At 49.9% G+C, this 15,798-nt stretch carries 15 protein-coding genes and 1 tRNA gene; 9 read left to right on the top strand and 7 right to left on the bottom strand.

Annotated elements, in window-relative coordinates; translation table 11 throughout:
- Positions 1 to 344 precede the first annotated feature (344 nt).
- The gene (locus C0081_RS04085) at positions 345 to 1,259 is read right to left on the bottom strand and encodes a LysR family transcriptional regulator (protein ID WP_101532539.1); all 915 of its coding nucleotides are present in this window, start codon (positions 1,257 to 1,259) and stop codon (positions 345 to 347) included.
- Between the two features lie 98 nt (positions 1,260 to 1,357).
- Between C0081_RS04085 and C0081_RS04080 the strand changes: the two genes are divergently transcribed.
- The 3 genes from C0081_RS04080 to C0081_RS04070 all read left to right on the top strand — a co-directional run bounded on the left by C0081_RS04080 (position 1,358) and on the right by C0081_RS04070 (position 4,209).
- Positions 1,358 to 2,326, top strand: a complete 969-nt coding sequence (locus C0081_RS04080; RefSeq protein WP_101532538.1) for an LLM class oxidoreductase — start codon at positions 1,358 to 1,360, stop codon at positions 2,324 to 2,326.
- Between the two features lie 12 nt (positions 2,327 to 2,338).
- A complete protein-coding gene (locus C0081_RS04075) occupies positions 2,339 to 3,127 on the top strand; it encodes an SDR family NAD(P)-dependent oxidoreductase (protein ID WP_101532537.1) in 789 nt (262 codons plus the stop codon).
- Positions 3,128 to 3,222: 95 nt separating this feature from the next.
- A complete protein-coding gene (locus C0081_RS04070; RefSeq protein WP_101532536.1) occupies positions 3,223 to 4,209 on the top strand; it encodes a zinc-dependent alcohol dehydrogenase family protein in 987 nt (328 codons plus the stop codon).
- A gap of 384 nt (positions 4,210 to 4,593) precedes the next feature.
- Here the strand turns inward: C0081_RS04070 and C0081_RS04065 are convergent, their stop codons facing one another.
- Positions 4,594 to 5,466: a LysR substrate-binding domain-containing protein gene (locus C0081_RS04065; RefSeq protein ID WP_101532535.1), complete on the bottom strand. Its 873-nt coding sequence runs from the start codon at positions 5,464 to 5,466 to the stop codon at positions 4,594 to 4,596.
- Positions 5,467 to 5,565: 99 nt separating this feature from the next.
- On the opposite strand from C0081_RS04065, the gene C0081_RS04060 reads away from it, so the two are divergent.
- Complete coding sequence (locus C0081_RS04060; protein ID WP_101532534.1) at positions 5,566 to 6,270, top strand: SDR family oxidoreductase; 705 nt, start codon at positions 5,566 to 5,568, stop codon at positions 6,268 to 6,270.
- Positions 6,271 to 7,102: 832 nt separating this feature from the next.
- Here C0081_RS04060 and C0081_RS04050 read toward each other — a convergent pair.
- A tRNA-Leu gene (locus tag C0081_RS04050) sits at positions 7,103 to 7,189 on the bottom strand.
- Between the two features lie 181 nt (positions 7,190 to 7,370).
- Positions 7,371 to 7,643, bottom strand: a complete 273-nt coding sequence (locus tag C0081_RS04045; protein ID WP_101532533.1) for a FliM/FliN family flagellar motor switch protein — start codon at positions 7,641 to 7,643, stop codon at positions 7,371 to 7,373.
- Between the two features lie 195 nt (positions 7,644 to 7,838).
- On the opposite strand from C0081_RS04045, the gene lipB reads away from it, so the two are divergent.
- Together lipB and C0081_RS04035 are read left to right on the top strand one after the other, a co-directional pair.
- Complete coding sequence (gene lipB / locus C0081_RS04040; protein ID WP_101532542.1) at positions 7,839 to 8,504, top strand: lipoyl(octanoyl) transferase LipB; 666 nt, start codon at positions 7,839 to 7,841, stop codon at positions 8,502 to 8,504.
- 298 nt (positions 8,505 to 8,802) lie between these two features.
- A complete protein-coding gene (locus C0081_RS04035; protein ID WP_101532532.1) occupies positions 8,803 to 8,982 on the top strand; it encodes a hypothetical protein in 180 nt (59 codons plus the stop codon).
- 56 nt (positions 8,983 to 9,038) lie between these two features.
- Here C0081_RS04035 and C0081_RS04030 read toward each other — a convergent pair whose 3' ends face one another.
- Positions 9,039 to 11,075 carry an acetyl-CoA carboxylase biotin carboxylase subunit gene (locus tag C0081_RS04030; protein WP_101532531.1) on the bottom strand — a complete coding sequence of 679 codons (2,037 nt, stop codon included), beginning with the start codon at positions 11,073 to 11,075 and terminating at the stop codon, positions 9,039 to 9,041.
- A gap of 301 nt (positions 11,076 to 11,376) precedes the next feature.
- On the opposite strand from C0081_RS04030, the gene folP reads away from it, so the two are divergent.
- The 3 genes from folP to folK are packed head-to-tail and all read left to right on the top strand — an operon-like array spanning position 11,377 to position 13,106.
- Complete coding sequence (gene folP / locus C0081_RS04025) at positions 11,377 to 12,219, top strand: dihydropteroate synthase (RefSeq protein ID WP_245417854.1); 843 nt, start codon at positions 11,377 to 11,379, stop codon at positions 12,217 to 12,219.
- A 3-nt stretch (positions 12,220 to 12,222) separates the two neighbouring features.
- Positions 12,223 to 12,597 carry a dihydroneopterin aldolase gene (folB, locus tag C0081_RS04020; protein WP_101532530.1) on the top strand — a complete coding sequence of 125 codons (375 nt, stop codon included), beginning with the start codon at positions 12,223 to 12,225 and terminating at the stop codon, positions 12,595 to 12,597.
- Positions 12,594 to 13,106: a 2-amino-4-hydroxy-6-hydroxymethyldihydropteridine diphosphokinase gene (gene folK, locus C0081_RS04015; RefSeq protein WP_101532529.1), complete on the top strand. Its 513-nt coding sequence runs from the start codon at positions 12,594 to 12,596 to the stop codon at positions 13,104 to 13,106. Before folB ends, folK begins: the two co-directional genes overlap by 4 nt.
- Before the next feature lie 84 nt (positions 13,107 to 13,190).
- Here folK and C0081_RS04010 read toward each other — a convergent pair whose 3' ends face one another.
- Both C0081_RS04010 and C0081_RS04005 read right to left on the bottom strand, forming a co-directional pair.
- Complete coding sequence (locus C0081_RS04010; protein WP_101532528.1) at positions 13,191 to 14,723, bottom strand: acyl-CoA carboxylase subunit beta; 1,533 nt, start codon at positions 14,721 to 14,723, stop codon at positions 13,191 to 13,193.
- Between the two features lie 214 nt (positions 14,724 to 14,937).
- Entirely contained in the window at positions 14,938 to 15,789 is an 852-nt protein-coding gene (locus tag C0081_RS04005) for an ATP12 family chaperone protein (protein WP_101532527.1), read from the bottom strand.
- Positions 15,790 to 15,798: the final 9 nt, after the last annotated feature.

Genomic DNA, 15,798 nt, shown 5'->3' with positions numbered 1-15,798 from the left:
TCAGGGCTTGGCGCGGTGTTTTTTTTGGGGGGGGGCAAGCCAGCATCTGATGATGCTGCGGTTGTTGCTTCATGCCTATCGCCCACTCATGGGTACTCATATTTTGGCAAAACCGGCATAGGCGCTAAGAGCAAGGTTGTCTTGGAAAGATCAAAATGCCAAATCCACGATGGGCTCAAGCAGTCTAGTGCGTTGCAAAATAGATGTGACCGACGGTAGCCCCGCCAGTTGCTTTCCCGGCCATGAGGCCATCAATCTGGAATCTGCCAGTCATGCAAGATGCAGTATTTAACGACTCAGACAACAGCAAGGCGGGCTTGGTCAGATCAGACCGCTACCGGATTTCAGATTGCGAGATTGTCCCATATGGGTGATTTTCCAATGCGCTTTAGAAGGAAATCCATAAACACACGCACTTTTGGCGAAAGTACGTTGGTCTTTGGATACACCAGCCAAAGTGCCGTTTTATCCGCTATTTCATAGTCTGGCAGTATCTGAATAAGCCGGCCATCCTTGATTTCTTGATAAACACTCCAGATGGAATTGGAAGAAATACCAGCGCCCGCACAGGTGACAATTTTCTGACTTAACCCGTCATCGAGAATTATGCGCCCCAAGCCTTTGCGTGGGTCGAATTCGGAGGTTTGCCCATCACGTCCGATCAAAGGGCGCGCTTTCTGGTCACGAAAAGCTATAAGATAGTGCCGGGCTAGATCATCGGGCATCTGTGGTGTTCCGTGATCGCGCAGATAGGCTGGAGATGCACAGAGTATACGTCTGTCATTCGCGAGCTTTCGACCCTTCAGGTTTGAATCATCTAGGGATGAGTTTCGCAGAGCTAGATCAAAACTGCCTTCAATCAGATCGAACTGTACGTCAGATAACCGCAAGTCCAACGTGACGTCGGGATGTTCACTTTGAAAATCAGGCAAAATCGGCGCGATATGCAATTGTGCAAAAGTGCTGGGTGCGGTGAATCTCAATGTTCCAGTGGCATTTGACTTACCCTGTCCCAAGGCAGCCAATCCTGCATCGGATTGTTGAAGAATTTCTCGCGCAAATGGTAAAAATTCAGCACCTTGAAGTGAAAGAGACACCTTACGGGTAGAACGATGCAACAGGTCAGCACCCACTTCGATTTCCAATTTGGCAAGTCGGGCACTGGCAACCGCAGGCGCAAGCCCCAGGGACCGGCCTGCTGCGCTGATATTCAATTTCTCTGCCGCGAGAACAAAAAGGCGAAGACTATCCGTATCCATTATATACTATTTCCGAATTCTGATACAAAAATGAACCCATTTATATATTCTGACGTAACTATAATATAGGGGAAGACGAAGGCAATAGGACTCTTGAAATGAACACGATGAGCACAGCAACTGAATTTGAGCTGATCAATCCAGGATACAACAGAACCTTCAAGCCCAGTCGTTTGAGCATCGGACTCGTGGTCCCTATCGTGCAATATGCAGACAGCCCGGTACCTGATATGACCGGCCATATTGCACGGGCACAATTGGCTGAAGAGCTTGGCTTTTCGGCACTCTGGTTGCGAGATGTACCCTTTAATGTACCCAGCTTTGGCGATGCAGGGCAGATTTACGACCCCTTTGTCTATCTTGGGGCGTTGTCAGCTACAACACACCATATTGCGCTTGGTGTGGCCAGCGTTGTCCTACCCCTTCGCCACCCAGCCCACGTGGCCAAAGCAGCGGCTTCGGCTGATGTGATGTCGGGCGGAAGGTTGTTGTTGGGAGTCGCTTCGGGTGATCGGCCGGATGAATATCCCGCGCTAAACAGTAGCTTTCCTGACAGAGGGGAGCGCTTTCGTGACAGCGTAGATTATATCCGTGCTGCATCAACCCACTACCCGCAATTTGAGAATGGTTATGGCAGTCTAACAGGCAACATGGACTTGCTGCCAAAACCTGAAGGATCACGTCTTCCGTTGCTGATTACGGGCGGTAGCCAACAACACCCTGACTGGATTGCACAAAATGGCGATGGCTGGATGACCTATCCACGCGATGCCATATCGCAAGGGCGAGTCGTTACGGACTACCGCAGGCGTGTGGCTGATGCGGGAGGGAAAGACAAACCCGTAATGCAATCCCTCTATATCGACTTGCTAGAAGACACAAATGCAGCTGCGCATCCTATCCATCTGGGCTTTCGATCTGGGTCCCGTTTTCTGTGCAGCTATCTAGAAGAAATACGCGCCCTTGGTATCAACCATGTGGCACTAAACCTGCGTTTCAACAGCGCGGATATCGAAACAACTCTCAAACGGTTGGCAGATGAAGTTCTGCCGGGCTTTACGGCATAGAAGGGCAAGCACATGAGCAAAACGATTTTGATAACAGGGGCCACCGATGGCATAGGTCTGTTGACCGCCAAGACTTTAGCCCGTCAAGGACACAAGATCCTGCTGCATGGTCGCAATGCGGCCAAACTTGCTTCAGCGCTAAAAGAAGTGGGTGGCACATCCGCGGGCTATCTTGCCGATTTTACAAGTCTAAAGGACGTAGATGCTATGGCAAAGACGATCCTTGCTGAACATGACAATCTGGATGTGCTGATCAATAATGCAGGTATTCTAAAAGCCCCACAAACGAAGACACAAACGGGTCACGACATCCGCTTTGTCGTGAATGCAGTTGCGCCCTATATGCTGACAACAGCTCTTTTAGCAATCATGCCCAAAGACGGCCGGGTTGTGAACTTGTCATCTGCTGCTCAAGCCCGTGTAAACATGTCCGCTCTCGCAGGAAAAAGCTCCCTTAATGACATGGAAGCTTATGCGCAAAGCAAGCTAGCGATAACAATTTGGACACGGGAACTGGCTAAAACACGGCCCGAGGGGCCGACAATCATCGCGGTCAATCCAGGATCTTTGCTCGCCTCAAAAATGGTCAAAGAGGGCTTTGGCATTGCTGGAAATGATCTCTCAATTGGTGCTGACATATTGTGCCGTGCGGCTCTGGACGATGAATTCTCTGATGCGTCCGGCAAGTATTTTGACAATGATGCAGGACAATTTTCGGCTCCACATTCCGCTGCCCTAGATTCCCAACATAGCAAGGCAGTGATGACGGGCATCACCGATGTTATCGCATCAATTATATAGATAATCAGGAAAGTGAATTCTAAACATCCACGTTTATATCGTATATATAATATAATACTTAGGGGATCACATTCATCTACTCTGGAGTATCCCCTATGAAAGCCATGATCCTGAATTCCTACGGTGAAGCCGCTATGTTCGAAGCGGCTGATCTCCCTGACCCTGTAGCAAAGGCAGGCCATGTCGTTGTGAAAATTGCGGCAACAAGCGTAAACACGGTTGATACGATGATCCGGGCAATGGGCAGTGATTTGCCGTTGTCCCCTGCCCTGCCTGCTGTCCTTGGTATGGATTTTGCGGGAACGGTTTCCGCAGTAGGCAGTGACGTAAGCGGATTTGCTATAGGGGATGCAGTCTATGGCTGCGCGGGTGGTCTGGCCGATTTTCAGGGTGCTTTGGCAGAGTTCATGACAGTGGATACCCAACTGATAGCGCACAAGCCGAAATCAATCTCAATGCGAGAAGCTGCAGCCATGCCATTGGTTGGAATTACAGCCTATGAGGGACTGCAGCGTGCGGGTATCACTGCCGGGCAAAAGATTCTTGTACAAGGTGGCGCAGGCGGTGTTGGACATGTTGCCTTGCAACTGGCCAAGCATTTCGGCGCCGATGTTTATGCAACCGGCACCGGCGACAAACAGATTGACGTCATCAAAAGCTTTGGTGCGACACCAATTGACTTTGCTGTCGAAAAGATTGCTGATTACGTCGCAAAATACACAGACGGAGCTGGGTTCGAGCTCATTTTTGATACTGTTGGCGGTGCCAATATGAGCAACTCGTTCGAAGCAGCGGCACTCAACGGAAATATCGCCTCTACTGTTGCTCTGTTGGAAATAGATCTCTCGCCTGCGCACGTCAAAGGATTGTCGTTGCACATTGTGTTCATGTTGCTACCAATGCTGCATAATCACAACCGCCAAGCCCATGGTGACATTTTGAGCAAACTTGCAACAATTATCGATGCAGGTGCTTTAAAACCACTTTTAGATGAACAAGAATTTGGTTTGCCAGAGGTTGGCGATGCATATGCTCGCCTTTCGAGTGGTAAGGCAATTGGTAAGGTCGTTGTAGAAGTGTGATACTTGCCAAATTGAACTAAATCACCGGAGGGTTTGGCCTATACTGAATGTGCGAGTCCGGCACCCAAACCCTCCGATTTTTTGCGTCAGGTGTCTTTATTCCCTGTCGAATTGGTCTATTTGGCCTCAGAGCAGAACCTCTTTAGACACAGCTGTGCATGGTGTTGAAGCACACCAATGATATTGCAATTCCAGCTGAGTTTTTCGACATCAAGGATTAGCGAATTCGGCCCGCTCCTGCCATTCGCCGCGCTTAGAATGCAGCACAGCGCCCTCGGCACAGCGAACATCGATATATTACGCAACATTTTGGTGCAAAAAATTTACTGCCGGTCAAACGAAGCGTGCGTACGATCTCTCTGGCGAAATGTGGAGTTTGAGAAATTATCGCTCGGCTTGCGCCAAAAACCAAGTTATCGCGGCATCAACTGCAGGGTTATGCCTGGATTTGCGCTTGGCAAGCAGATAAAAATCCTGTCTGCCGGACATCGTATCTGGAGTGATCTGTATCAGACTTTTGGCCGCAATCTCCGCTGTCACAAGAAAACGACTTACGAGAGCAACGCCCTGCCCCAAAAGAGCCGCATCCACTGCCAGCGACGTTTGGCTAAGGCGCAATCCATGACCTCCCTTATCTTCAATATTGTTCAGCCTGAGAAATTCGGGCCAAAGGTCATGGGTGTCATGAAGCTTGGGCAGACAGGACATTGCGTCCGCACTCACTGGTATAATTTCCCCTTCAACAAGACTTGGCGCAGCCACTGCAACGACCTCTTGACGAAACAGAAGGTGGGCATCCAAAGAAGCGCCAAAGGGCGGCTCACCTTGCCTTACAGCAAGATCGATCGCGTCCCCGTGAAAACTTGACACCTTTTCTGTTGCGAGAATGCTAAGGTCGATCTCAGGGTGTTTAGCCGAAAAATCAGGCAGGTTGGGAATAAGCCATTTTGCTGCGAACGTTGGCGTGACGCTGACAAGGACTTTGCCTGAGTCTGGCATTAAATGGTCGGTCGCATTGCGGAGCGCCTCAAACGCAGCCGCGACATTCACGTGATAGGTTCGACCTGGAGATGTGAACGCCAGCCCTTTGGGCAATCTTTCAAACAACTGTAACCCTAGATGCGCTTCAAGTTGGCGTACTTGCTGAGCGACGGCACCTTGAGTGACGCCCAGTTCATCCGCTGCGGCACGGAAGTTCAGGCTGCGGCCTGCCATTTCAAACGCGCGCAGTCCATTCAAAGGAGGGAGTTGAGACATCTGGCAATAGTATTCCTACAATCAAGAAACATCAATTCTAGCGGGAGATTAATGCTTTTCTGATCTATCAAGAGAGAAAGGTCAACGAAGGAGAAAAAAATGACAGTAGAAAAAGTAGCCCTCATTACCGCAGGTGGAAGTGGAATGGGCGCAGATGCAGCCCGCCGATTGGCTGCAGACGGATTTAAGGTAGGTGTTTTGTCGTCATCTGGTAAAGGCGAGGCGCTCGGAAATGAATTGGATGGCTTTGGTGTGACAGGTTCCAACTCTGATCCTGACGCCTTGTCCGCATTGGTTCAAGGCGCTGTAGAACGTTGGGGCCGCGTGGATGCGTTAGTCAATTCAGCGGGCCACGGCCCCAAAGGGCCAGTACTGGAAATCTCTGATGACGATTGGCACACGGGCATGGAAGTTTACCTGATGAATGTTATTCGTCCGGTCCGGCTGGTCACGCCTTTTATGCAGGCCCAGGGCGGCGGCACAATTATCAACATTTCGACCTTTGCTGCCTTTGAGCCAGATCCATTGTTCCCGACTTCGGGTGTGTTTCGGGCAGGCTTAGCAGCCTTCACCAAACTCTATTCAGACCAATATGCCGCTGACAATATTCGTATGAACAATATCTTGCCAGGTTTCATCGACAGCCTTCCTGAAACAGCAGACCGCAAGGCTCGCATTCCAATGGGGCGTTATGGACAGGCACAAGAAGTGTCATCAGCGATTTCGTTTTTGGCCTCTGAAGGTGGCGGCTACGTAACTGGCCAAAATCTGCGTATCGATGGCGGATTGACCCGTGCGGTATGAAGTTATTACGGAGACACCTCGGTTTGACCGCATAGCCTTTGCTGTCGAACCAGAGCCATACCTGTCAGTCTCGCTTCCTGTTTGGCATTACCAGACAAACCTGAATCTGACCCAAGAAGGCCATCGGCCCTGATTGTTATGCCGCACAAAGACCGCGCCATGCTGCGAGAGCCGCACCGCGGTTCAGGTTAAAATTAATTCTGTTATAGAGGCTGCGTTGCTGATCGCCCTCATCGCAACGCCGTAGGATCGTAACTTGTCTGTTATCATCGAAAACGGGCGCCCATGGCGTTTCATGGAGTTATTGACGAATTTCAATACCACCTTGCGATCACGGCAGTTGGCGGCATTGGATTCCAATACTTAGTCATTGTGACCAGAATCGCAACCTTGCAACTCGTTTTGTCCGGATCTCCGATGCAACGATTGGCCCGAACCTTTTCCACCAAAACCAAATGGTATCAGGGCTGGTTTTGAAAGTGCAAAATGGAGAGCGTTTCGTCATCCTATGATGAGTAAGTCAGCTCCCTGCCCATCTCAAGTCAATTTCCTCTGACAAGACCGATGGAAGAGAAAAACTATTCACCAAGACCAGCAATGATCCGCATCTCAGCGGCGGTCAAGCTGCTTGGCATCAGCAAACCCACCCTTTATCGACATGTCAAAGCTGATGATTATTCCATTATTAAGCGTGGAACGCTCTCATATATACCTAATTTCAGGAAATGAAACTTGCCTAGCCCCCAATACAAAGAAATCGGTGGGCTGAGTGGTGGACTCAAAGAGCCACAGCTATCAAAATCCAATCATCTCAATAAGTTGTGAGACCTTTTGGTGCGGCCGAGAAGACTCGAACTTCCACGGGTGTTACCCCACAGCGACCTCAACGCTGCGCGTCTACCAATTCCGCCACGGCCGCAAGCCAAAAGCATCAAGGGACTTACCTTGTTGGTGGCGTGTAACTAACAAATAAGCTTTTGTTGCACAAGCGATTAACACCGCGATCAACAACAAATGTGGAATCTAGATGACATTGGCGAAAGCATTTTCGATATAGGCACTTGAGACGGTCATATTGCGAGCGCTTTTAGGCCTGAAGGCTAGCGATCCACCCTTTGCAGTCCACGCAGAGGGCGCCAATCAGCACTACGGTTGAGAACCTTGGTAATGGAGATTCCCACCTTCTCGCCGCGCAGAATGACTTGACCAAGCGCAACAGGAATATCATTGGCTTTGATCAGGCAATCATCTTCTTCATGCGCATCAAGTTCGATCACCGCACCACGCCCCATGCGCAGCAATTGATGGATCGGAATCGACGTAGATCCAAGCTCGACTGATATTTCAATGGCAATAGTATCAAGATTTGTCACGCTTCACCCTTCCGTGTTGGCCACGGATCGACTATGTGAGTTATTAACGGAGTGTTACTCTTTAAGGTAAACGAAACATTAATAAGATTCCTCTTAGCCTCTTCTCCTTTAGCTTGACCACAGATCGAAGACCAAATGAGCCAGACCCGCCTAGACCGCACCAACATATTTGAAACTCCAGACAAGCAATCGCTGATGTTCGCTAAATCGGACACACCGGTAGACTGGTTGATATCCGATGCCCCCGTCCCTTACCTGGAGGCGCAGGCCTTTATGGAACAGAGAATTGATGCAATCGCACGGGGTGAAGCCAATGAATGTGTCTGGCTACTGGAGCACCCTCCGCTATACACCGCAGGCACCAGCGCAAATGAGGCTGATCTGGTAGCCCCAGACCGCTTTGATGTTTTTCAAACCGGCCGTGGCGGACAATATACCTATCACGGCCCGGGTCAACGGATTGCCTATGTGATGCTTGATCTGAAGCGACGCAAACAGGATGTTCGTCTGTTTGTTGCCACACTGGAAGCTTGGATCATCAACAGCCTCGCCGCCCACAACATCAAAGGTGAACGACGAGAGGACCGCGTCGGGGTTTGGGTGGCTCGGCCTGAAAAAGGCCCGGACGTGGAAGATAAAATTGCAGCGATTGGTATTCGACTCCGCAAATGGGTCACATTTCACGGCATCAGCATCAATATCGAGCCGGAGCTTGACCATTACAGCGGAATCATTCCCTGTGGCATCGCTCAACATGGTGTCACCAGTTTCGTCGATCTGGGCTATCCCGTCACCATGACGGATGTTGATGTGACCTTGCGTGAGGAATTTGAATTGCTATTTGGCCAAACCACAAAATAGTCCCAACGCAAAGCGATTTGCTGTTTCAGGTACACGAGTGGACAGAACGAAGCATGTGAATCCCTCCTACTTCTGAAGACTTACACGCTAAGCCATTCAAAGGTTTTGATAATTTCACCCACCCAAGAATGTCTAGTGGTTTGGGCGTCAGATTCCAATCATCAGGCAGCCACCATGAGCATTTCCACCAATCACCACCTTGGATATTAACCACCTGCCCATCAAAATACGTAAAGTTGTATCCATTATGGTTTTGTTAATCTATAAATAACCTGCACTAACAACCTGAGAGGGCGCCATGACCCCGTCACACCTGTCTAATTTTTCAAAAGATCAGGAAGGATCCGCTGCCCTAGAATATTTTGTCTTGGTCGGCATTCTCGGGCTTGTATGGCTGATGGCTGCCAATGAATATAAGGCCCATCTTTTGCAGGCTTTTGCAGATTTATCTAGAGAACTATCCCGCGTCAAATTCTAACAAAAAGTCTCGACAAACTATCGAGCCTTTTTGTTTTCCCTTTTAATCACAAATACTTATAAATATTCGACTGATACATCTTCAAATTCCATGATGACAGCATCCACAGCCAGGCTCTCTCCGGGTGCAGCTTGGATCTTGGACACGACCAGATCACGATCAGCCCGCAAAACATTCTCCATTTTCATGGCTTCCACCGTCACCAGAGCCTCCCCTGCCTGAACGGTTTGTCCTTCCTTCACAGCAATGGACACAACAAGTCCCGGCATTGGACACAGCAGAAGGTTGGACGTGTCCGGCGGAACGCGAACGGGCAACATCTTTTCCAGCTTTGCAACGTGGGGGCGCATGACCTTCACCTCCTCTTGCACTCCTGCATGCACAAGACGGTAAGAATTGAGACCCGGGCGCACCTGTACGATAATTTCGCGCCCATCCACAGATCCGCGCCATAGTTTTTGGCCCGGAACCCAGTTGGACTTCACACTGATGATGCGTCGATCCGGCAAACGCATTTCCATTTCAATAGGCGTTGACGGCATCCCACCGCAGAATTCCAGCTCAATGCGGTTTTCCTTGGAGAAAGCGGCAACCCAATGCTGATGCATTTTAGCATCGTCCGTTTCGCGCCCACTTTTGAGGTGACCACGGCGATCCTGTTTCACCAGTTCCATTGACATAGCAACACAGGCCAACGCCCATTCGGTCTGTTGATCCAGTTGATTGCCTTGAAACCCGTCAGGATATTCATCAGCAATGAACGCTGTTGTGATGTCCCCAGCTTTCCATTTCGGATGCACCATCAACGAGGTCAGAAAAGCAAGATTATGCTCGATACCATCGATAATAAAGGCATCAAGCGCTTTGGACATATGCGCAATCGCGGCTTCACGCGTAGGCCCATGGGTGCAAAGTTTGGCAACCATCGGATCATAAAACATCGAGATCTCAGACCCGGGAACAACCCCTGTGTCATTGCGTATAGTCAATCCATCAATAGTGCCTTCTGCCGGCGGCTGATAATCAACCAGCCGACCGATGGAGGGCAGGAAGTTTCGAAAAGGGTCTTCAGCATAAATGCGCGATTCGATCGCCCAACCATTGATACCAACATCGTCCTGCTTGATCCTCAGATCTTCTCCATACGCAATACGGATCATCTGTTCAACAAGGTCAATGCCGGTGATCAGCTCCGTGACGGGATGCTCCACCTGTAGGCGAGTGTTCATTTCTAGGAAAAAGAAATTCTTGTCATTGTCGACGATGAATTCCACCGTCCCTGCGGAAAAATATCCAACGGCATTAGCAAGAGCAACAGCCTGTTCGCCCATAGCTTTGCGCGTTGCGGGATCAAGGAAAGAAGACGGAGCTTCCTCGATAACTTTTTGATTGCGGCGCTGTAGGGAGCATTCCCGTTCATTGAGATAAACCGCATGGCCGCTTTTATCCGCCAGCACCTGAATCTCGATATGCCGAGGACCAACGACAAATTTTTCAATGAAGCAGCGATCATCTCCAAAAGACGATTTGGCCTCAGACTTGGCCTGCCCGAAACCGTCACGAGCCTCTGTATCATTCCAAGCAATCCGCATGCCCTTTCCGCCACCGCCCGCAGATGCCTTGATCATCACCGGATAACCGATTTCATTCGAGATTTTGACGGCTTCTTTCTCGTCGGCAATTACCCCCATATGACCGGGCACGGTCGACACACGAGCATCAAGCGCAAATTTTTTGGACTCGATCTTGTCACCCATGGCCTGAATAGCCTTTGTCGGAGGTCCGATAAATGCGATCCCTTCAGCAGACAAAGCCTCACAAAAGGCGGAATTTTCAGATAGAAATCCATAACCGGGATGCACGGCATCTGCGCCGGTCTCTTTGCAGGCCTGTATGATTTTATCAGCAAGCAAATAGGAATCTGCTGCCGCAGAAGGGCCGATATGGACGGCCTCATCCGCCATTTCCACATGCAATGCATTCGCATCTGCATCAGAATATACAGCAACCGTCTTGATTCCCATCTTTTGAGCCGTTTTAATCACACGGCAGGCAATCTCACCGCGGTTTGCTATCAATATCTTTGTGAACATGACGATCCTGCTTGTTGCGGGGTTTATCAGACCAAACAAGTCGTATTACCAGTACAAAGGAAGCACAACTCGGACTAAGGGAGAACCACAATCAATAAATCCAGTATTCTTATAATTTAGAATACAAAAATTAAACTTTCGAACTATTTTATTTGACAATAGACTGAATAAAACAGTCAAAACTTTAGTATAATATTCAAATTTACCATAAAGATTGGCAACAGATACAAAAGTTCAGCATGAATTCATAATAATGATATGACACGTCATGCCACCTCGGATCAAAAAAGGAATGCAGTCGGTGCAAAATCTTGTAAAAAACAGAAGCCTCGGCCCTCTCAATTGGCGTCCGCATACCACGCCTCTCATCATGGGTATCGTCAATGTCACGCCCGATTCTTTCTCAGATGGTGGTCAATTTCTTTTGCAGAATGATGCTGTTGCTCACGCTGTCGATCTTGCTACCCAAGGGGCTCATATTCTGGACATTGGCGGAGAATCAACCCGGCCAGACGCAAGCCTTGTATCCGAACAGGAAGAATTGGCCCGAGTTCTTCCCGCAATCCGCGCCATTGCAGCCGAGGACCTTGGCTGTGTTCTATCCATAGACACCTACAAAGCCCGCGTCGCGGCGGCTGCACTGGAAGCGGGGGCACACATCGTCAATGACGTCTGGGGCCTACAGCGCGAGCCTGACATCGCCAAGGCCGCCGCTGAGCATCAAGCACCTGTCATTATCAACCATTGGGAAAATCAATCCGTGGCTGGTATTGATCTCATCATCCAGATGAAGGATTTCTTTGACAAATCCATCGAGATCGCGCTGGCAGCTGGTTTGAAGGAAGACCGCATTATCCTTGATCCCGGAATTGGCTTTGGGAAATCCGCAGAAGACTGCATCAACATCCTCTCTCGCCTTGAAGAATTGTGCAAATGGGGCTATCCCCTGCTGATTGGCACGTCCCGCAAGCGGTTTATCGGCAGTATAACCGGCAGGGAACCTCAGGACAGACTGCATGGCACCGTTGCATCAAATGTTATCGCATTGATGAAGGGAGCTGCTATATTTCGAGTGCATGACGTCGCCGCCCACAAGGACGCATTGGCCGTTGCCGATGCCATTTGCAAACATCAGCGGAGCTAAACCATGGATCGCATCATCCTCCGAGATCTGGCTTTCTTTGCCTATCATGGCGTTTATCAGGAAGAGGCCAGCCTTGGTCAGCGTTTCTATTTTGATCTCGATTGCTACACCGATCTGCGCCCTGCTGGCATAAGCGACGATGAAAATGACACCGTGCGCTATGATCATATAGCCAAACGAGTGGAAAACATTGTTTTGAACAAGCGTTTTAATTTGATTGAAGCACTGGCAGAAGCCGTTGCAAAAGATCTTTTGACCAACATGGACAAGCTGCAAAAGGTGCGCGTACGTGTCCGTAAACCAGCAGCCCCGATAGCCGCTATCGTCAAAGACATCGCCGTCGAAATCAAACGAACGCGTAAGGACTATATAAAATGAACAAGGACCGGTCTGAGATTGAAGTGTTCATTAGCCTCGGAGGCAACATCGGCGACCCATCGGTGACAATTGAAGACGCCCTGTTTAATCTTTCATCCCAGCCGGGTATATCGGTCACCACGCGCTCGCCCTATTACAAAACACCGCCGTGGGGCAAAACAGATCAGGCTGAGTTTATCAACGCCTGTGCCAGACTGGTGACGACTCTTTCTCCTCAGGACTTATTGGCAGCCTGCCTTGATATCGAGACCCGCATGGGGCGCAAACGCGAAGAGCGCTGGGGCCCTCGGACCATTGATATTGACATTCTCACCTACGGCGATCTGGTTGTGCAAGAAGACAATCTATCCCTGCCCCATCCCGAAATAGAAAACCGTGCCTTTGTCCTGATTCCATTGCGCGACATCGCCGCTGATTTTCAGCTCAATGGCAAATCAATCGCAGCCATGCTGCAAAATCTGGATATCTCCGGTATCAAGCTTATGGACCCACCTGCGACCCCAGGATAAGCCAACCAACAGGTTCGCAGCTACGTATAAACTTCATGCGCCAAGAACGGTGCAACACCAATTGTGATGCACCGCGCCTTGTTATTACAACGGGATGTTGTCGTGCTTTTTCCAAGGGTTTTCCAGCTTTTTATTGCGTAACATCCGCAAAGCACGCGTCACCTTGCTACGGGTTGACCGCGGCATGATAATCTCATCGACAAACCCGCGCTCCGCCGCCACAAAGGGCGACAGAAAGCGCCTTTCATAATCCTGAGTGCGTTCAGCGATTTTTGCCGGATCATCCATATCCTTACGGAAAATGATCTCGACCGCCCCTTTGGACCCCATCACAGCGATCTGCGCACTGGGCCATGCGAAATTCATATCCCCACGCAAATGCTTGGAACCCATCACATCATAGGCCCCCCCATAGGCCTTGCGGGTGATCACAGTAACCTTGGGCACCGTCGCTTCCGCATAGGCAAACAGCAGCTTGGCACCATGCTTTATGAGGCCACCATATTCCTGATCTGTGCCGGGCAAAAAGCCGGGCACATCGACAAAAGTAACGATCGGAATGTTGAATGCATCACAAAACCGAACGAAACGCGCAGCTTTGCGCGAGCAGTCACTATCCAAAACCCCAGAAAGCACCATCGGCTGGTTGGCCACAAAGCCGACCGTTCGTCCATCAACGCGACCAAAGCCGGTGATAATATTTTGAGCAAAGGCTTCCTGAATCTCGAAAAAGTCTCCTTCATCCACCGTCTTCAGGATCAGCTCTTTCATATCATAAGCTTTATTGGGATTGTCCGGAACCAAACTATCCAGTGACGCATCGGCCCGATCCCAGGCATCATAAGTATCAAGCTCTGGTGCGTCGGCCTGATTGTTGGCTGGTAAAAAATCAATCAACCGCCGCATCTGCAACAAAGCTTCGATATCATCGTCATAAGCACCGTCAGCGATGGACGATTTGGTGGTATGGACGGAAGCCCCACCCAGTTCTTCAGAGGTGACATCCTCGTTAGTCACCGTCTTGACCACATCAGGACCGGTTACAAACATGTAGGAGCGATCCCGCACCATAAAAATAAAATCAGTCATGGCGGGAGAATAAACATCCCCCCCGGCACATGGCCCCATGATCACCGAAATCTGCGGGATGACTCCTGAGGCCAATACGTTGCGCTGGAACACTTCACCATAGCCACCCAAAGCATCAACGCCTTCCTGAATGCGAGCACCTCCAGCATCAAAAAGCCCGATGATCGGCGCCCGGTTCTTCAGTGCCATATCCTGTATTTTGATAATCTTTTGCGCATGGGTCCACGATAAGGATCCGCCAAGAACGGTAAAATCCTTGGCAAAGATATAGACGATGCGACCATTGACAGTTCCCCAACCGGTCACCACGCCATCGCCTGGCATCTTGACATCTTTCATGCCGAAATCGGTGCAATTATGCTGCACAAACATATCAAATTCCTCGAATGAATTCTCATCAAGAAATGCGTCAACGCGCTCGCGGGCGGTGAGTTTTCCGCGTGCATGCTGTGCGTCAATACGCTTTTGGCCACCACCGATAAGGGCCTGCCCGCGACGTTTTTCAAGGTCTTCCAGGATCTGTGACATGAATAAGAAGCCTTCCTTGCATAATGCGTTTGATCCCTTAAGGGGTAACACATATCAGGCATCTCAAACAGATGGCCGATGGGACGAGGCAGCAAGAGAAAAGGCCAGTTTTTTAGAAAAAAAGCGGGCTAAAGTAGTAGGAAAATATCGTTTGATAATTAGCAGACATCGAAAGGACAGGTGACGAAGAGACCCGCATCAGACCGACACCCTATCAATCAAGATCGGCTTGCGTCCGAAACGCTTCAATCACCAACACAGCCGCAGTATAATCCTGCAAGCGAAACGCCCGCCGCTTTGTTGCTTCATCATCTTCGCCCCATTTCTCGACATTCCAATCCTCATCCACCATCGCGGCATTCCACGTGGCGGTATCATCCAGAAAACCTTTCCAAAAAGCAAAGACCAACAGAGAGGAACCGGAAATTGTCATAATGGCGTGGACAGCGGCCAACTGAAAGATATCAAGATTAGCCCACAGGGAGCGAAGCCGTTCCCCCATGATTGGCGACTGCTCGATAGATGTGATACCGCTTGCCTGCACAAAACGCCCCCCCAGAGCCTCTTCTGCCCAGTCGAGCACGGGAAGCCAATGAATTTTCTGCCGTTCAACCAGTCTCTCCGGATGGCTCGCCGGATAGCAGATAAAATCATGATGGAGATAAGCGATCATCTCATCGATCATCGCTTGGCGTGCAACCTCAACCCCGTCGATAGTGGAATTGATCAAGCGCGTAAGCGGCATCGCAGCTGGATTTATCTCGGTTTTCTGGGCGTTCCACTCGGATTGAAGGGCTTCAGCAATGGAACGTTTGGGAACAGAAATAACATTTTTCGCCGGACTACGGATCGGGCGCCCATCCAGCAGCACTCGAAAAGACAATCTACCGTCATCGCCCAACGTCTCATCGATGCTCACATCTTTATAAAAACGCTTGGGCAGCGGCCCTTTCATCATCTCTTTGGCACGCATCATTGGATTCTGAGTGCTGTCCTGTTGACCGGGCACAAAGTCTCCAAACAAGGGCTGAACGTCATCGTCTTTTTTGTTGTCATTATCAGCCATACTAATGCC

This window comes from Cohaesibacter celericrescens (assembly GCF_002866925.1).
GTDB lineage: Bacteria > Pseudomonadota > Alphaproteobacteria > Rhizobiales > Cohaesibacteraceae > Cohaesibacter > Cohaesibacter celericrescens.
This window is presented reverse-complemented; position numbering and strand designations above follow the sequence as displayed.

Coding starts and splice junctions, on each gene's coding strand:
- C0081_RS04075 (WP_101532537.1), top strand. CDS start 2,339: ATGAGCAAAACGATTTTGATAACAGGGGCCACCGATGGCATAGGTCTG.
- folK (WP_101532529.1), top strand. CDS start 12,594: ATGAACAAGGACCGGTCTGAGATTGAAGTGTTCATTAGCCTCGGAGGC.
- C0081_RS04085 (WP_101532539.1), bottom strand. CDS start 1,259: ATGGATACGGATAGTCTTCGCCTTTTTGTTCTCGCGGCAGAGAAATTG.
- lipB (WP_101532542.1), top strand. CDS start 7,839: ATGTTCGCTAAATCGGACACACCGGTAGACTGGTTGATATCCGATGCC.
- C0081_RS04060 (WP_101532534.1), top strand. CDS start 5,566: ATGACAGTAGAAAAAGTAGCCCTCATTACCGCAGGTGGAAGTGGAATG.
- folB (WP_101532530.1), top strand. CDS start 12,223: ATGGATCGCATCATCCTCCGAGATCTGGCTTTCTTTGCCTATCATGGC.
- C0081_RS04035 (WP_101532532.1), top strand. CDS start 8,803: ATGACCCCGTCACACCTGTCTAATTTTTCAAAAGATCAGGAAGGATCC.
- C0081_RS04030 (WP_101532531.1), bottom strand. CDS start 11,075: ATGTTCACAAAGATATTGATAGCAAACCGCGGTGAGATTGCCTGCCGT.
- C0081_RS04070 (WP_101532536.1), top strand. CDS start 3,223: ATGAAAGCCATGATCCTGAATTCCTACGGTGAAGCCGCTATGTTCGAA.
- C0081_RS04065 (WP_101532535.1), bottom strand. CDS start 5,466: ATGTCTCAACTCCCTCCTTTGAATGGACTGCGCGCGTTTGAAATGGCA.
- C0081_RS04005 (WP_101532527.1), bottom strand. CDS start 15,789: ATGGCTGATAATGACAACAAAAAAGACGATGACGTTCAGCCCTTGTTT.
- C0081_RS04010 (WP_101532528.1), bottom strand. CDS start 14,723: ATGTCACAGATCCTGGAAGACCTTGAAAAACGTCGCGGGCAGGCCCTT.
- C0081_RS04080 (WP_101532538.1), top strand. CDS start 1,358: ATGAACACGATGAGCACAGCAACTGAATTTGAGCTGATCAATCCAGGA.